Annotated in this window: 14 protein-coding genes and 1 other RNA gene; 11 read left to right on the top strand and 4 right to left on the bottom strand. The window is 64.9% G+C overall.

Annotated features, from left to right (window positions below; translation table 11 throughout):
• The first annotated feature begins 1 nt into the window (after position 1).
• From gph to K6V06_RS01060, 7 genes are all read left to right on the top strand, one after another.
• Positions 2 to 676, top strand: coding sequence for a phosphoglycolate phosphatase (gene gph / locus K6V06_RS01085; protein ID WP_222239719.1), 675 nt, complete (start codon positions 2 to 4; stop codon positions 674 to 676).
• Positions 677 to 759: 83 nt separating this feature from the next.
• Positions 760 to 1,120: a transfer-messenger RNA gene (ssrA, locus tag K6V06_RS01080) on the top strand.
• A gap of 101 nt (positions 1,121 to 1,221) precedes the next feature.
• Entirely contained in the window at positions 1,222 to 1,518 is a 297-nt protein-coding gene (locus tag K6V06_RS20845) for a DUF6538 domain-containing protein (RefSeq protein WP_370637363.1), read from the top strand.
• 991 nt (positions 1,519 to 2,509) lie between these two features.
• Positions 2,510 to 3,088, top strand: coding sequence for a UDP-N-acetylglucosamine acyltransferase (locus K6V06_RS01075; RefSeq protein WP_222239718.1), 579 nt, complete (start codon positions 2,510 to 2,512; stop codon positions 3,086 to 3,088).
• The gene (locus K6V06_RS01070; protein ID WP_222239717.1) at positions 3,085 to 3,543 is read left to right on the top strand and encodes a hypothetical protein; all 459 of its coding nucleotides are present in this window, start codon (positions 3,085 to 3,087) and stop codon (positions 3,541 to 3,543) included. The genes K6V06_RS01075 and K6V06_RS01070 overlap by 4 nt, the downstream gene beginning before the upstream one ends.
• Before the next feature lie 614 nt (positions 3,544 to 4,157).
• Entirely contained in the window at positions 4,158 to 4,448 is a 291-nt protein-coding gene (locus K6V06_RS01065; protein WP_222239716.1) for a nucleotidyltransferase family protein, read from the top strand.
• The gene (locus tag K6V06_RS01060; protein WP_222239715.1) at positions 4,445 to 4,834 is read left to right on the top strand and encodes a DUF86 domain-containing protein; all 390 of its coding nucleotides are present in this window, start codon (positions 4,445 to 4,447) and stop codon (positions 4,832 to 4,834) included. The genes K6V06_RS01065 and K6V06_RS01060 overlap by 4 nt, the downstream gene beginning before the upstream one ends.
• Before the next feature lie 45 nt (positions 4,835 to 4,879).
• Here the strand turns inward: K6V06_RS01060 and K6V06_RS01055 are convergent, their stop codons facing one another.
• Positions 4,880 to 5,092: a hypothetical protein gene (locus K6V06_RS01055; RefSeq protein WP_222239714.1), complete on the bottom strand. Its 213-nt coding sequence runs from the start codon at positions 5,090 to 5,092 to the stop codon at positions 4,880 to 4,882.
• A gap of 249 nt (positions 5,093 to 5,341) precedes the next feature.
• Positions 5,342 to 6,793: a short-chain fatty acyl-CoA regulator family protein gene (locus tag K6V06_RS01050; protein WP_222239713.1), complete on the bottom strand. Its 1,452-nt coding sequence runs from the start codon at positions 6,791 to 6,793 to the stop codon at positions 5,342 to 5,344.
• Positions 6,794 to 6,941: 148 nt separating this feature from the next.
• Between K6V06_RS01050 and K6V06_RS01045 the strand changes: the two genes are divergently transcribed.
• Genes K6V06_RS01045 through mmsB form a run of 4 tightly spaced genes read left to right on the top strand, consistent with a single transcriptional unit; the run spans position 6,942 to position 11,694 of the window.
• On the top strand, positions 6,942 to 8,456 hold the full coding sequence (locus K6V06_RS01045; RefSeq protein WP_222239712.1) for a CoA-acylating methylmalonate-semialdehyde dehydrogenase: 1,515 nt from the start codon (positions 6,942 to 6,944) through the stop codon (positions 8,454 to 8,456).
• 12 nt (positions 8,457 to 8,468) lie between these two features.
• Positions 8,469 to 9,629, top strand: coding sequence for an acyl-CoA dehydrogenase family protein (locus tag K6V06_RS01040; protein WP_222239711.1), 1,161 nt, complete (start codon positions 8,469 to 8,471; stop codon positions 9,627 to 9,629).
• A complete protein-coding gene (locus tag K6V06_RS01035; RefSeq protein ID WP_222239710.1) occupies positions 9,626 to 10,774 on the top strand; it encodes an enoyl-CoA hydratase/isomerase family protein in 1,149 nt (382 codons plus the stop codon). The genes K6V06_RS01040 and K6V06_RS01035 overlap by 4 nt, the downstream gene beginning before the upstream one ends.
• Before the next feature lie 14 nt (positions 10,775 to 10,788).
• The gene (mmsB, locus tag K6V06_RS01030; RefSeq protein ID WP_222239709.1) at positions 10,789 to 11,694 is read left to right on the top strand and encodes a 3-hydroxyisobutyrate dehydrogenase; all 906 of its coding nucleotides are present in this window, start codon (positions 10,789 to 10,791) and stop codon (positions 11,692 to 11,694) included.
• On the opposite strand, the gene K6V06_RS01025 is transcribed toward mmsB, so the two are convergent.
• A complete protein-coding gene (locus tag K6V06_RS01025; protein ID WP_222239708.1) occupies positions 11,691 to 12,161 on the bottom strand; it encodes a DUF1854 domain-containing protein in 471 nt (156 codons plus the stop codon). The two genes, mmsB and K6V06_RS01025, sit on opposite strands and share 4 nt — an antisense overlap.
• A 23-nt stretch (positions 12,162 to 12,184) precedes the next feature.
• Complete coding sequence (locus K6V06_RS01020; protein ID WP_370637345.1) at positions 12,185 to 14,563, bottom strand: ABC transporter ATP-binding protein; 2,379 nt, start codon at positions 14,561 to 14,563, stop codon at positions 12,185 to 12,187.
• Positions 14,564 to 14,724: the final 161 nt, after the last annotated feature.

Raw genomic sequence — 14,724 nt, 5'->3', positions numbered from 1 at the left:
CATGCCGACTTTCGACGCCGTCTTCTTCGACCTCGATGGCACGCTGGCGGACACCGCCCCCGATCTGGCCGCGGCAGCCAACCGGGTGGTGGCCGACCATGGCCGGGCGCCGGTCGCCTACGAACTGCTGCGCCCGGTCGCGTCGCACGGCGCCCGCGGGTTGATCGGGGCTGCCTTCGGCAAGACGCCGGACGATCCGGACTTCCCTGCCCTGCGTGACGCCTTCCTCAACTACTACGAAGCGGATATCGCAGCCCATACCCGGTTGTTCGATGGCATGGAAGAGGTGCTGCGTGGCCTGGAGCAAGCTGGCCTGCCCTGGGGCATCGTCACCAACAAGATCGCCCGCTTCACGGTACCGCTGGTCGAGGCGATCGGCCTGGCGCCGCGCGCGGCTGCCGTGGTCAGCGGCGACACCGCGTCTCATCCCAAGCCGCACCCGGCCCCGCTGCTTCATGCAGCCGAACTCTGCGGCGTCGATCCGGCGCGCTGCGCCTATGTCGGCGACGATCTGCGAGATATCCAGGCGGGCAAGGCGGCGGGCATGACCACCATTACCGCCGCCTACGGCTACTGTGGCGAAGGGCCGCCGCCGGAGGCGTGGGAGGGCACCTATCTCGTGCGTCACGCATCGGAGCTGCTTCCGTTGCTGCTCGCTCCTGTCACGGCGAAATAGTGCCGTATCGTGCACGAGAAAAGATTCGGGAACTCGGGCACACACCTTGCATCAAAGCCAGTACAATACGATTCCTTCGTACCGGGGCCGACCTGGTTTCGACGTGGGTTACAAAGCAGTAGAGGGCATACCGAGGACCCGTCACCTCGTAAATCAATGGGAACGCAATAACTGCTAACGACGAACGTTACGCACTGGCAGCCTAAGGGCCGCCGTCCTCGCACTGGCTCGCTGACGGGCTAGGGTTCGCAAGAACCAGCGAGGTCATTTACGTCAGATAAGCCCCGAAGGTGTCACGACATCGGGGACGAAAACCAAAGTGACTCGCCGTCGTAGAGCGTGTTCGTCCGCGATGCGCCGGTTAAATTAAATGACTGAACTAAGTATGTAGAACTCTCTGTGGAGGGCTTGCGGACGCGGGTTCGATTCCCGCCGGCTCCACCAGCACACTTCAACCGCCTGATTCGTCAGGCGGTTTCTATTTGGAGTGCCAGTTTTTGGTGAGGTGTCCCACATGACTACCTCACACCGGGCTTGGCACGTCCATCGAACCACCCGCGCGCCGGCACGGAAACCGATACGGTATCCTCTACTTCCGCCAGCGCATACCGGATGGCCTCCGGTCACTATTCCCGGTCAAAGAGGCTTATCGCAGCCTGGACACCGCCAGCGTCCGGGAAGCGGCCGCGCACCTCGCCGGCTCGCGGCCATGTTCGCGCAGGTGTTCGGCACACTCCGACCACACATGGCCAGCACCACCCACTCTCATACCGGATCGAAATCGAGCACCTCAAGGCCATCAGGCGGGAGCAGAAGGAAAAAGCCAACAGCCGACTCGATGACGAGCTCTTCAAGCGCACGCAGGAGGGCATCGCGCACGCCAGCACAAGCAATACGCCGGGATGAGGCTGGCTGAGATCGCCGCACTGGGACAGGAGCCGAGAGCATCGGCGACCATCAATCGAGTGTCGAGCGCGTCAGCACGACGTTCAAGTGGCGCATCTAGCAGGAAAGATACGGCATCACCGCAATCCCTCTGAAGCCCTGACCATCAAGGATGAGCAAACGATCAAGCGGCGACACATACACAAGACACTAGGAGTTAGTCGCCCCTTTTCGTCGCCGGAGTACCAGCAGAAGCGCTTCAAACACTCCTTCGCCTACTGGCTGATGCCGATGGCGCTCCTGACCGGGGCGCGCATCAGCTAGCTCTACCAACTCTCCCTGAACGACATAGCGTCCATCGACGGCGTGCCATGCACCAGCATGCTGGACGAAGAGGAAGGCCAGCGGACCAAGAATGCCAATGCTCCGTGCGTGGTGCCGTTGCATTTGAACGTTAATCGACCCCGGTTTGCTTCGGCACGTTGAGGGCTTGCGCTCCGCCGGAGAATCACGACTATTCCCGGAGCTTAAGCCCGGCAGGGACGGATATGGAACAGCCGCCTCAAAATGGTTCGGCCGCTACAGCGACCGATGTGGCGTTACTGATCCGGAAACCGTTCTCCACTCATTTCGCCACCGGTTTATTACCGACGCAATGAATACCGGAGCCACAGAAACCATCGCTGGCGAGGATCGTGGGCCACAAGACTGTTAGAATCGTCAGCAAGGTCTATTTTCACGACACGAATGCCACAGTATTGCACGAGACGGCCGATCGTATTTCTTTGCCGAAAGACATACTTGCTCTCATCCCCTAATTCAAGACATAACGGTGAACACGAAGATGCGTCCTCAGGAGCAATTGGCCGGGCAACCCCACACAAGAGGGAATCCCGAGACTCCATTGAAGCTTTAGGATAGTGATTTTGAGCAAGCACTTAACCAAACATGAACGCTCGTATCCTGAAGCTCACCATCGTAGGTGTAAGCGCAGCAATCCTTGTGGGATGTGCGTCGGCCCCTCCCTTGAACTTTGTTCCTCCAAACGTTGGATACAGCCAGAAAAAGATTGACGCGGAAGTGCGCTCGATGACCGTGACGCTGGCGCGGCCGGATGAAAAGACGGGCGACATGCCCGCCGGTATGGAGGGCTTGGTGCCGCAGCTATGGCAGACGGCCCTTCAAGATGCCTTGAACAGAATGTCCATCTTCCAGGATGACAGCAGCACCAAGGTCAACTTGTCGGTCAAGATTCTCAAGATGGAGCCTCCAGCCGCCGGCGCGTCTATGACCACAACAACCGCCGCCAAGTATGAACTGATTAACCGAAAGAACGGTGACATTCTTTATACCCAGACCATTGACTCCAGTGGGACAGTGCCTTGGGACTATGCGTTCATGGGAGTCACTCGTGCTCGTGAATCGATTAATCGGGCTGTGCAAAACAACATTTCACAGTTCCTTCAATCGCTCGATACCGTCGACGCAAGCAGACCGATGTTCCCCACTAAAACGGCATCAAAATGAGACGCATCATTGTATTAACATTCATGCTCTCTGTCTTAGTGGGCGGCTGCGCATATAACGTTTCCCCGGACAGCTACTCAGTTGGTGCAGTCGGCCAAGTTAATCGGTCAATCGCAGGAATCATCATCAGTGCCCGCCAAGTGAATATCCAAGGCGCATCTGGTCCAGGCACCGCCGCCGGGGTAATCGCTGGCGGCGCGGCTGGTTCCGCAATCGGCGGCGGTGCACGGGCTAATGTGATCGGTGCCGTCGGTGGAGCGCTTATCGGTGGCCTTGCCGCTGCAGCCATTGAGCAGGGGGTAACCCAGCAAACGGGCGCAGAATACGTAGTGCAGACCGAGAACGGCAATCTGATGACAGTCGTGCAAGGTGCTTCTCCACCCCTGACTGTGGGTCAGCGGGTGCTGGTGCTATACGGGCAGCAGGCACGCTTGATCGCTGACCCACGCGGCTAGTCTAAACGCGGAGTCAGCCGCGCCATCATCCGCTCTGCCCACGGTACCACTCCCCGCCCTTGGGCGTCTTCGCCCCAAGTCGGTTCAATTCCTCGACCGCACCACAGAAAAGAGGCTACCCCTTAGAGATAAAACGAAAACCTTTACCCCATGCTTGTGTAGTGGGGCCGGCTTTCAAACGGGATTCCTTATACGTAGCCGCTTAGAGGGAAGAGGGACTCGGTTCGATTCCCTATCGATCAATCGAATCCACACCAACCTCACACGGCCCCATGTCCCGCCATGCTGTTGAACTTGACCCCGAACAGGTATCCCACATGGGACACAGCAGGACGCAGCACCTCACCAGTGCGACCAAGAGAGTCAAGGGGTTAGAGTAATATGGTGGAGCCGCTCCTTTTCCCGCCGGCTTCACCACATTCACGTCCGCCATTCTTTGCTGAACTCGAAAATCCCCGGGTTACCCCCGTGCCCCGGGGATTTTTCTCGTCCCTGCTTGGAAAACGACCGATTCTCGGAAAATCAATCGATAGATCCCGTGATCGGACGCTCATGATGCCGGGTAGAATGGCTCGACACGCAGACCGCTTCCTGCCCTCCACGAGGACCACGGCATGAAACCATCCACAGCTCTGGACGTTCATCGCAACGAGATTCGCCGCATCGTGGCTGCGCACCGTGCAACGAATGTGCGGGTATTCGGCTCGGTGGTCCATGGCGCTGACGTCGACGGCAGCGACCTCGACCTGCTGATCGACCCGACTCCGGAAACTTCACTTATGGATATCGCAAGGATTCAGGTGGAGCTTGAGCAACTTCTCGGCGTGGCCGTCGACGTGCTGACGCCCGGTGCCCTGCCTGACAAGATCCTCGACACCGTACTCGCCGAGACTGTGCCCGTATGAACAAGTCCTTGCGGGTTCCGGACTACCTCGGCCACATTCTGGACGCCCTGGAGCGTATCGACGGCTATACCGCGGGGATGGACGAGGCGTCCTTTCTTCGCACGCCAATGGTTCAGGATGCCGTAGTTCGCAACATCGAGATCATTGGGGAAGCAGCCAATAATGTCCAGCGCATGGCGCCGGCATTCGTTGCGGAGCATGCCGATATTCCGTGGCAAGTCATGTATGCCATGCGTAACCGCCTCTGCCATGCCTATCACAAGGTGGATCTGAGAATCGTCTGGCTGACGATCAAGCGCGACCTTCCGGCACTGTTCACTCAGGTAAAGCAGTTGTACGAAGCAATTGCAGGGTCTTCGCCCACCACACCGCAGGACGAGGAATGACAGTGCAACCCCAACCTTTGCACATACCGGCCAGGCACCCGACCTTCAGCTCATAAGCCGTACTTGTCCGCCCCCTTCCATCTTCGTCAACGCACCTCGCGACATCAGATTATTGATATCGCGCAGCGCTCTATTGGGCGAACACTTGGCCATGGCGGCCCACTTGCTGCTGGTCAGCGCCCCTTGGAACCCATCGAGCAGTCCTTCTGGTGGCGCTTCGCTTCGGTGGCATCCAACAAGCGTCTGATAGAGGTTCAACAGGTCGCCTTGCGCGATGACTCCGTCGGGAGCAACCCCCCAGCATCTTCAGGATAGCCGGCACCAGCGTACTGCCGTGCCTTCGCGGCGAAATACGCTCTCACCCAGGCATAGCGTTCGCCGTCCTTCGGAAGCCCGACGGCGTCGGCAATGGTCGCCACGCTGATCGGCTTTCCGCGCGCGCCCCAGTTTCCTTCAGTCACCGCGGTACGGCGAGTGTAACGCGTCACGCGCTCCGCCGCGCCGCGTCTATTCGCGCCCAAACCGATACGACACCAGCGACTCCGCATTGCTGTCGATCAGAATCTCCTTGCCGGCCGGCGGGAAAGCGCGCTGCACGCAATCCTGCCGCGGGCAGACCCGGCATCCCGGTCCGATCGGCACGACGTTGGACGGATGGTCGACATCGATGTGGTCGGCGTAGACCAGATCGCGGGCATGGGCGAGTTCGCAGCCGAGCCCGATGGCGAACAGCTTGCGGCGGGCGCGAAAGCCCCCTCCCCCACGCTCGATGGTGCGCGCAATGCCGAAGTAGCGGATACCGTCGGGCATCTCGGCGACCTGCGCCAGGATGCGGCCAGGCTGGGCGAAGGCTTCGTGCACGTGCCACAGCGGACAGGCGCCGCCATGCCGGGCGAAATGGAACGACGTCGCGCTCTGGCGCTTCGAGATATTGCCGGCCTGATCGAGGCGGACGAAATAGAACGGCACACCGCGCGCATTGGGCCGCTGCAGGGTGGAGAGCCGATGGCAGACGGTTTCGATGCTGACCTGGAACTGCTGCTGCAGCAGTTCGATGTCATAGCGCAGCCGGGTGGCGGCGTCGAGAAAGCTCCGGTACGGCAACAGCACCGCGCCGGCGAAATAGTGGGCAAGGCCCTGGCGCGCGAGCTCCTGCGTCGGCGGATCGGTGAACCCTGCGGCGCGGATTTCCGCGTCGATGACGTCGCGATGCATCAGCAGCGCAAGCTGCGTCGCCAGCTGAAAGGCGCGCTGCGCATCGGTGAGGCCGACGCGCAGTTCGATCTGCCGGCGGCCGGGATCGTAGCGCCGGAGCCAGCCATCGGCGCCGCTGGCCTCCGTCACGCTGATGCCGAAGCCGCCGAGCAGCAGCCGGCGCAGCGGCTCGCTGCGTGCACCGGGCAGCAGTCCCTTGCTGCCCGCCAGCTGTTCGGCGAGCACGTCGAGCGTGTCCAGATAGTTGTTCTGCCGGTTGAAATGGTCGCGCACTTCCTCGTGCGGCTGGGAGAAGCCGATGCCGCGCGGGGCGCCGCCTGCGCCAGTGCCTGCGCCGTCCGCATACAGCCGATCGATGGCCTGCGCATATTCGTCCTGCAGCCGGCCATAGCGGGTATAGAGGCTGAGGAATGCCTCGACCAGGTCGGGGGCCTGCTCGATCATGCGCTGCAGCGTCGCCGGCGGGACGCTCCCCGCCCAGACGGTGCGGTCCTTGAGCGCCGCATCCAGCTCCGCGAGATGGCGCTGATCCTGGTCTTCCGAGAACTGGCCGACGTCGCCACCGAACACCTCCGCCAGCTTGAGCAGCACCGCTGCCGTCACCGGCCGCTGGTTGTTCTCGATCTGGCTGACGTAGCTGAGCGACAGCGACAGGCGCCCCGCCAGGGCCAGCTGGCTCAGCTCGCGTTGCTCGCGCAGTCTCCGGACGCGGGCCCCGACAAAGATCTTCCTGGACTTCGCCATTTCACAACCTTTACTAAAGGATACGAAGGAATGCGAAGGACTTCACAGCTTTCCCCTTTTTCTTCAAAGGTTTGTGTGCATCTGTGAAGTTTCCCGGTAGATTTTCACCGAGTTGACCAGTCGTGTCGAGACAAGGGAGGAGACACCCATGCCGTCCAATGACATCAGCAGCATCCCGACCATCCCTCTGCTGATCGGGGGTGAGTTCGTGCAGTCGCGCACCAGCGAGTGGCGCGATATTGTGAATCCTGCGAACCAGCAGGTGCTGGCCCGCGTTCCCATGGCCACGCCCGAGGAAGTGTCGGCCGCGGTGGCGGCAGCACAGGCCGCCTTTCCTGCCTGGCGCAAGACGCCGATCGGCACGCGGGCGCGCATCTTCCTGAAGTACCAGGAGCTGATCCGCGCCAACATGAAGTCGCTGGCGGCCACGCTGACCGCCGAGCAGGGCAAGACGCTCGCCGACGCGGAGGGCGATGTGTTCCGTGGACTGGAGGTGGTGGAGCATGCCGCCGCCATCGGCAATCTCCAGCTGGGCGAGCTGGCGCACAACGTAGCGAACGGCGTCGATACCTATACGCGGCTGCAGCCGCTGGGCGTCTGCGCGGGCATCACGCCGTTCAACTTCCCGGCGATGATTCCGCTGTGGATGTTCCCGATGGCGATTGCCTGTGGCAATACCTTCGTGCTCAAACCGTCGGAGCAGGATCCGATGGTGACGATGCAGCTGGTCGAGCTGGCGCTGCAGGCCGGCATCCCGAAGGGCGTGCTGAACGTGGTGCATGGCGCCGCCGATGTCGTCAATGCGCTGTGCGATCACCCGGACATCAAGGCGATTTCCTTCGTCGGCTCGACCAAGGTCGGCACGCACGTGTACCACCGCGCATCGCAGGCCGGCAAGCGCGTGCAGTGCATGATGGGCGCGAAGAACCACGCCATCGTGCTGCCCGACGCGCACAAGGAGCAGACGCTGAACGCGCTGGTGGGGGCGTCGTTCGGCGCGGCCGGCCAGCGCTGCATGGCGGTCTCGGTCGTGGTGCTGGTCGGCGAGGCCAACCAGTGGCTGCCGGACCTTGTGGAGAAGGCGCGATCGCTGAAGCTCGGCCCGGGGCAGGACAATCTGGACCTGGGGCCGGTGATCTCGCGCAACGCCAAGGCGCGCATCGAAGCGCTGATCGCCCAGGGCGTGCAGCAAGGCGCCCGGCTGGAGCTGGATGGCCGCAATCCCGAGCTGCCGCCCGACATGGCCGAGGGGAATTACATCGGACCGACGGTGTTCTCCAACGTGCGGCCCGGCATGGCGATCTACGACGAGGAGGTGTTCGGCCCGGTGCTGTCGGTGGTCAGCGCCGACACGCTGGACGAGGCCATCGCGGTGATCAATGCCAATCCGCACGGCAACGGCACGGCGGTGTTCACGCAATCGGGCGCCGCGGCGCGCAAGTTCGAGGAGGAGATCGACGTGGGACAGGTCGGCATCAATGTACCGATCCCGGTGCCGGTGCCCTTGTTCTCCTTCACCGGCTCGCGCGCGTCGAAGCTGGGCGACCTCGGCCCCTATGGCAAGCAGGTGGTGCTGTTCTACACGCAGACCAAGACGATCACCTCGCGCTGGTTCGAGGACGACGTTTCCTCGGGAGTGAATACCACCATCCGGCTGCACTGAAGGGGACCGGCGATGGATTTCGACCTGAGCGAGGATCAGCGCGCGTTCCAGCGTACGGCGCGCGAGTTCGCGCTGCACGAGCTGGCGCCGCACGCGGCGCAATGGGACGAGACCCGGCATTTTCCGCGCGAGACCATCGCGAGGGCCGGCGAGCTGGGGTTCTGCGGGCTCTACACCACGGCGGAATACGGCGGCGTGGGTCTGTCACGGCTGGACGCGACCCTCGTGTTCGAGGAGCTGGCCAACGCATGCCCGTCCACCACCGCCTTCCTGACGATCCACAACATGGCGACGTGGATGGTGACGGCCTTCGGCTCGCCGGAGCTGGCGTCGCTGTGGGGGCCGCTGCTGGCCAGCGGCAAGGCGCTGGCCTCGTACTGCCTGACCGAGCCGGGCGCCGGTTCGGATGCGGCCTCGCTGCGCACTTCCGCACGCCTGGAGGGCGATGCCTTCGTGCTGAACGGCAGCAAGGCGTTCATCTCCGGGGCCGGTTCGACCGACGTCCTGGTGGTGATGGCCCGCACCGGCGACGCCGGTGCCGGTGGCATTTCGGCGCTGCTGGTGCCGGCCGACAGCGCCGGCATCGGTTACGGCAAGAAGGAGGTCAAGATGGGCTGGAACAGCCAGCCCACTCGCATCATCAGCTTCGACAATGTACGCGTGCCGGCGGGCAACCTGCTCGGCGAAGCGGGCAGCGGCTTTCGCATCGCGATGAAGGGGCTCGACGGCGGGCGCATCAATATCGCCAGCTGCTCGGTGGGCGCCGCGCAGGGGGCGTTGACCGCCGCGCAGCGCTACATGCAGGAGCGCCACCAGTTCGGCCGTCCGCTGGCCGACTTCCAGGCGCTGCAGTTCAAGCTGGCCGACATGGCGACCGAACTGGTGGCGGCGCGGCAGATGGTGCGGCTGGCCGCGGCGAAGCTGGACGCCAACGATAAGGAAGCGCCGGTCTACTGCGCAATGGCCAAGCGCCTGGCCACGGACATCGGCTTCCAGGTCTGCAACGAGGCGCTGCAGATCCACGGCGGCTATGGTTATCTGCGCGAGTATCCGCTGGAGCGCCTGCTGCGCGACGCGCGGGTGCACCAGATCCTGGAGGGCACCAACGAGATCATGCGCGTGATCGTCGCCCGTCGCATGTTGCAGCAGGACGCGCCGGAGGCGATCCGATGAGCGCTGACAAGGAGACAGGCGCCGCGGCCGGCGCCGTGCTGCTCGGCACGCTGCAGACGGCCGGCGCGCATCGCTTTGGCCGTATCACGCTGAACGCGCCGGCAAGCCTGAATGCACTGTCGCTGGCGATGGTAGAGGCGATCGATGCGCAATTGGAAGCGTGGACTGGCGACGCCGGCATTGCGGGCGTGGTGATCGATGCCACCGGCGAGAAGGCGTTCTGCGCCGGCGGCGACATCGTCGGCCTGTACCAGTCGATCCGCTCGACGCCGCGCGGGGAGGTCCCGCGCGAGGCGGCGCACTTCTTCGCGCGGGAGTACCGGCTGGATTACCGCATCCACCGCTACCCCAAACCCGTGCTGTGCTGGGGCACCGGCATCGTGATGGGCGGCGGCATCGGGCTGCTGGCGGGCGCATCGCATCGGGTCGTGACGCCGACCTCGCGGCTGGCGATGCCCGAGACCGGCATCGGGCTCTATCCGGACGTGGGCGGCAGCGCGATCCTGGCGCGGATGCCGCAACGTCTCGGGCTGTATCTTGGCCTGACCGGCGCGTCGTTGAACGCGGCCGACGCGCTGTTCGTCGGCCTGGCGACTCACGCCGTCGATGCTGGACAGCGCGGCGCGCTGCTGGAGGCGATCGCCCGCAGCGCCTGGAGCGGCGATGCCGACGCCGACCGACAGCGGCTCGATGCCCTGCTCGCCGACCTGGGCCAGGGACTGGCATTGCCCGACTCGCCGCTGCGCGAGCACGCGCATCGCATCGCCGCATCGATCGGCAGCGGCGACGATCTGCCGGCCATCGTGTCGCGACTGCGGGCGCTGCAGGAAGACGCCGACCCCTGGCTGGCGAAGGCGGGCAAGGCGGTCGCCGCGGCCAGCCCGACCTCGCTGGCGCTGGCCTTCGCCATGCAGCAGCGTGCGCGCGACCTGCCGCTCGCGGACGTGTTCCGTCTGGAATGGCTGGCGTCGGTGGGCTGCTGCCTGCACCACGACTTCCCGGAGGGCGTGCGTGCGCTGCTGATCGACAAGGACAAGCAACCGAGGTGGAATCCGGCGACGCTGGACGCCGTCACCGCGCGCCATCTCGAAGACCATCTGGCGCCGCCCCGCGACGGCGCCCATCCGCTGGCGGACCTGGCCTGATCGAGGAGACATCGATGACAAGCAACACTCGCATTGGCTTTATCGGACTTGGCAACATGGGCGCGCCGATGGCGCTGAACCTGCACCGCGCCGGCTTTGCCGTCACCGCCTTCGACCTGAGCGAATCCGCCCTCGCCCACGCGAAGGCGGAAGGCGTGCCGGTTGCCGCCTCCGGCCGCGAAGCGGTGGACGGCGCGCAGATCGTGATCTCGATGCTGCCGAACAGCCGCCACGTGGAATCGCTCTACCTGGACGACGACGGGCTGCTGCCGGCGCTGGCGCAAGGCACGCTGATCGTCGATTGCAGCACGATCGCGCCGGCTTCCGCGAAGAAGGTCGCGGAAGCGGCGCAGGGGCGAGGCATCGACATGATCGACGCGCCCGTGTCCGGCGGCACCGCCGGCGCGGCGGCCGGCACGCTGACCTTCATCGTCGGCGGCAAGGAGGAGGCGCTGGCCCGGGCGCGCCCGGCGCTGGAGGCAATGGGCAAGAACATCTTCCACATGGGCGCTTCGGGCGCCGGCCAGGTCGCCAAGCTGTGCAACAACATGGCACTGGGCGCCATCATGGCGGTGACCGGCGAGGCGCTTGCGCTGGGTGCCGCGCACGGGCTCGATCCGGCGACGCTGTCGCGGATGATGGCCGTCAGTACCGGCCGCAGCTGGGCGACGGAGGTATGCAACCCGTGGCCGGGCGTGCTCGAGAACGCTCCGGCGTCGCGGGGCTACAGCGGCGGCTTCGGCAACGACCTGATGCTGAAGGACCTGGGCCTCGCGGTCGAGGCGGCGATGTCGGTCGGTGCGACCGTGCCGCTGGGGGAGCTGGCGCGCAACCTGTATTCGCTCAATCGCCGCGCCGGCCGCGGCGCGCTGGACTTCTCCAGCGTGATCCAGCTCTACACCGGCGACAGGCAGGGTTAGAGGAAGCGGTCCAGCAGCTTGCGGCTGGCCTTGTCCAGCGACTGCGTGCCGCGGATCAGATAGTGGATGCCGTGGCTGTCGGAGATCAGCAGCGTGCCGCCGGCCAGGCGCCGGATATCCTCCTCGCCGCGCAGCACGAAGCGGGTCGGCCCGCGGTCGGTCTCGACCTCCCAGGTGCTCGGCGTGGCGAAGGTGGAGACGGCGACGATGCGCAGGATCTGCGGCATGAAGTCGCGCGCGCCCAGTTCCTCCTCGACCAGGTGCCGCACCGCGTCCGGCACGTCGGCCAGCGTCGGGAACCAGCACACCTCGCGCCCCTCGGCGCTGACGATGGCGACGCCCTCGTCGGCGGCGGAGATGGGAAAGGCGCGTACCGGCACCACGCCGTCATGCACCTGCCCTTCGGCATCGCGCAGCACCAGCCGGCCGGCGGCGTTGCGCGTCAATTGGATTTCGGTCTGGGCCATCTTGATCGTTCCGGCTGCGCGGCTCATTGCTTCATGCTGGCCGGGTGCACCGGCGGGTGCGCCTGTGCCAGCGTCTCTTCGGCGTCCTCGACCAGATCGTCCGGGTCGGTATCGACATTGCGCGCCTGCGCCTGGTACAGCTTGTAATAGGCGCCCTGCCGCTCCATCAGCGCATCGTGGCCGCCCACTTCGACGATGCGGCCGCGGTCCATCACCACGAGGCGGTCGGCCTTGCGCAGCGTCGAGAGCCGGTGGGCGATGGCGATGGTGGTGCGGCCCTGCACCAGGTTGTCCAGCGCCTTCTGGATTTCCTTCTCGGTGGTGGTATCCACCGACGAAGTCGCCTCGTCAAGGATCAGGATGCGCGGATCGATCAGCAGCGCGCGCGCAATCGAGATGCGCTGCCGCTCGCCGCCGGACAGGGCCTGCCCGCGCTCGCCCACCAGCGAATCGTAGCCGTGCGGCAGCCGCAGGATGAACTCGTGCGCATGCGCGGCGCGGGCGGCGGCAATGATCTGCTCGCGCGTCGCGTCGGGGCGGCCGTAGGCGATGTTCTCGGCGATGGTGCCGAAGAACAGGAACGGCTCCTGCAGCACCAGGCCGATATGGCGGCGATATTCGGCGACGGGCAGCGAGCGAATGTCGACGCCGTCGACCAGGATCGCGCCCTCGGAGACGTCGTAGAAGCGGCAGATCAGATTGACCAGCGTGCTTTTGCCCGAGCCGCTATGGCCTACCAGCCCGATCATCTCGCCGGGACGGATCTGCAGGTCCAGGCCGCGGATCACCGCGCGGCTGCCGTAGCGAAAGCCGATGTCGCGCAGCGTGATCGCGCCGCTGACCTGCGGCAGATGGGCAGGCCGCGTCGGCTCCGGCACGCTGGACACATGGTCGAGAATGTCGAAGATCCGCTTGGCGCCGGCCGCGGCCTTCTGCGTCACCGAGACGATCCGGCTCATCGAATCGAGCCGGGTATAGAAGCGGCTGATATAGGTCAGGAACGCCACCAGCACGCCGACCGTGATGGCATCGTTGGAGACCTGCCAGATGCCGAACATCCACACCACCAGCAGGCCCACCTCGGTCAGCAGCGTAACGGTCGGCGTAAACAGCGACCACACCGCATTGACCCGATCGTTGATGGCCAGGTTGTGGCGGTTGGCCTCGCGGAAGCGCTCCACCTCGCGGCGCTCCTGCGCGAACGCCTTGACCACCCGTACGCCCGGGATGGTGTCGGCGAGCACGTTGGTGATCTCGGACCAGTTGCGGTCGATCTTCTCGAAGCCATGGCGCAGCCGGTCGCGCACCTGGTGGATCATCCATGCGATGAAGGGCAACGGCACCAGGGTGACCAGCGCCAGCCATGGATTGATCGAGAACAGGATGACCGAGGTCATCAGGATCATCAGCACGTCGGTGGCGAAATCGAGCAGATGCAGCGACAGGAAGACGCAGATGCGGTCGCTCTCGTTGCCGATCCGCGCCATCAGGTCGCCGGTGCGCTTGCCGCCGAAGTACTCCAGCGACAGCGTCAGCAGGTGCTGGTAAGTCGTGTTGCGCAGGTCCGCGCCGATGCGCTCGGAGACGCGCGCCAGCAGATAGGTGCGCGCCCAGCCCAGGCTCCACGCGACCAGCGCGGCGGCAAGCAGGCCGCCCAGGTACAGCCGTACCAGTCCATAGTCGATCGGCACGCCGTTCTGGTAGGGAATCAGCACCTTGTCCATCAGCGGCATGGTCAGGTACGGCGGGATCAGCGTCGCACCGGTGGACAGCAGGGTCAGCACGAAGCCGGCCAGCAGCTGCATCCGGTACGGGCGGGCGAAACGCCACAGGCGCAGCAAAGACCACGTGGAGGGCGGCGCGTCCACGTCGCGGTCGCACTGTGGGCACTCGTCCTCGCCTGCGGGAAGCTTGGCCTGGCAAGTCGGGCACACGCCTTCCTCGTCGGCCTCCTCCGGCACGGCGCCGCCGGCGGCAAGCCGGGCGCGCTGCGCGTTGAACAGGTCGTGCAGGCGCAGTGCGGCGGGATTGCGCCCCAGCGTGTAACGCCAGGTGGCGAGTCGGCGTTCGCCGTCGGTCAGTTCCAGCATGCCGACGCCGGCATGGTCGCCATGATGCAGCGTCAAGGTAGGACCCAGCGGCCACTGCTGCCAGCCGTCGCCCGCTTCCTGCCCCGGCTGGCGCGCCAGCACGCGGCGGTCCGTGACCACCACCAGGCCCTCGCTGAAATGCAGCCGCCGATCGAGGTCCGTCTCCAGCCACGCCAGCACGGTCTCGCCCGGCATGCCCCCGCCTGCGGCCAGCCGGGCTTCCAGCGAGGCGCGCCAGGGTTCGGGCAGCGTGACGGACGTCGTGGCGGACGACGTGGCGGACGACGAAGCGGATGCAGCGGCAAGGGTCATGGCAGGACGGCAGGCGTCGTTTCGGCGGATGCGGTGAACACGGCCCTGCAGGTGGGCACGAAACGACATGTCTTGATACAAAGGAAGGGCAACGCCCCCAGAGGCCGGCATGTCATATGCAAGGCCGGATGCAAGCGCGGCGCAAGTATACATAAGCCGAC

Source organism: Cupriavidus sp. AU9028, assembly GCF_019795295.1.
Taxonomy (GTDB): domain Bacteria; phylum Pseudomonadota; class Gammaproteobacteria; order Burkholderiales; family Burkholderiaceae; genus Cupriavidus.
Note: the sequence above shows the minus strand (reverse complement) of the source record. Positions and strands in the feature narration are given on the sequence as shown.

What these genes read in the sequence shown, in the direction of transcription:
- gph (WP_222239719.1), top strand. Translation starts at nt 2, where the DNA reads ATGCCGACTTTCGACGCCGTCTTCTTCGACCTCGATGGCACGCTGGCG.
- K6V06_RS01075 (WP_222239718.1), top strand. Translation starts at nt 2,510, where the DNA reads ATGAACGCTCGTATCCTGAAGCTCACCATCGTAGGTGTAAGCGCAGCA.
- K6V06_RS01070 (WP_222239717.1), top strand. Translation starts at nt 3,085, where the DNA reads ATGAGACGCATCATTGTATTAACATTCATGCTCTCTGTCTTAGTGGGC.
- K6V06_RS01065 (WP_222239716.1), top strand. Translation starts at nt 4,158, where the DNA reads ATGAAACCATCCACAGCTCTGGACGTTCATCGCAACGAGATTCGCCGC.
- K6V06_RS01060 (WP_222239715.1), top strand. Translation starts at nt 4,445, where the DNA reads ATGAACAAGTCCTTGCGGGTTCCGGACTACCTCGGCCACATTCTGGAC.
- K6V06_RS01050 (WP_222239713.1), bottom strand. Translation starts at nt 6,793, where the DNA reads ATGGCGAAGTCCAGGAAGATCTTTGTCGGGGCCCGCGTCCGGAGACTG.
- K6V06_RS01045 (WP_222239712.1), top strand. Translation starts at nt 6,942, where the DNA reads ATGCCGTCCAATGACATCAGCAGCATCCCGACCATCCCTCTGCTGATC.
- K6V06_RS01040 (WP_222239711.1), top strand. Translation starts at nt 8,469, where the DNA reads ATGGATTTCGACCTGAGCGAGGATCAGCGCGCGTTCCAGCGTACGGCG.
- K6V06_RS01035 (WP_222239710.1), top strand. Translation starts at nt 9,626, where the DNA reads ATGAGCGCTGACAAGGAGACAGGCGCCGCGGCCGGCGCCGTGCTGCTC.
- mmsB (WP_222239709.1), top strand. Translation starts at nt 10,789, where the DNA reads ATGACAAGCAACACTCGCATTGGCTTTATCGGACTTGGCAACATGGGC.
- K6V06_RS01025 (WP_222239708.1), bottom strand. Translation starts at nt 12,161, where the DNA reads ATGGCCCAGACCGAAATCCAATTGACGCGCAACGCCGCCGGCCGGCTG.
- K6V06_RS01020 (WP_370637345.1), bottom strand. Translation starts at nt 14,563, where the DNA reads ATGACCCTTGCCGCTGCATCCGCTTCGTCGTCCGCCACGTCGTCCGCC.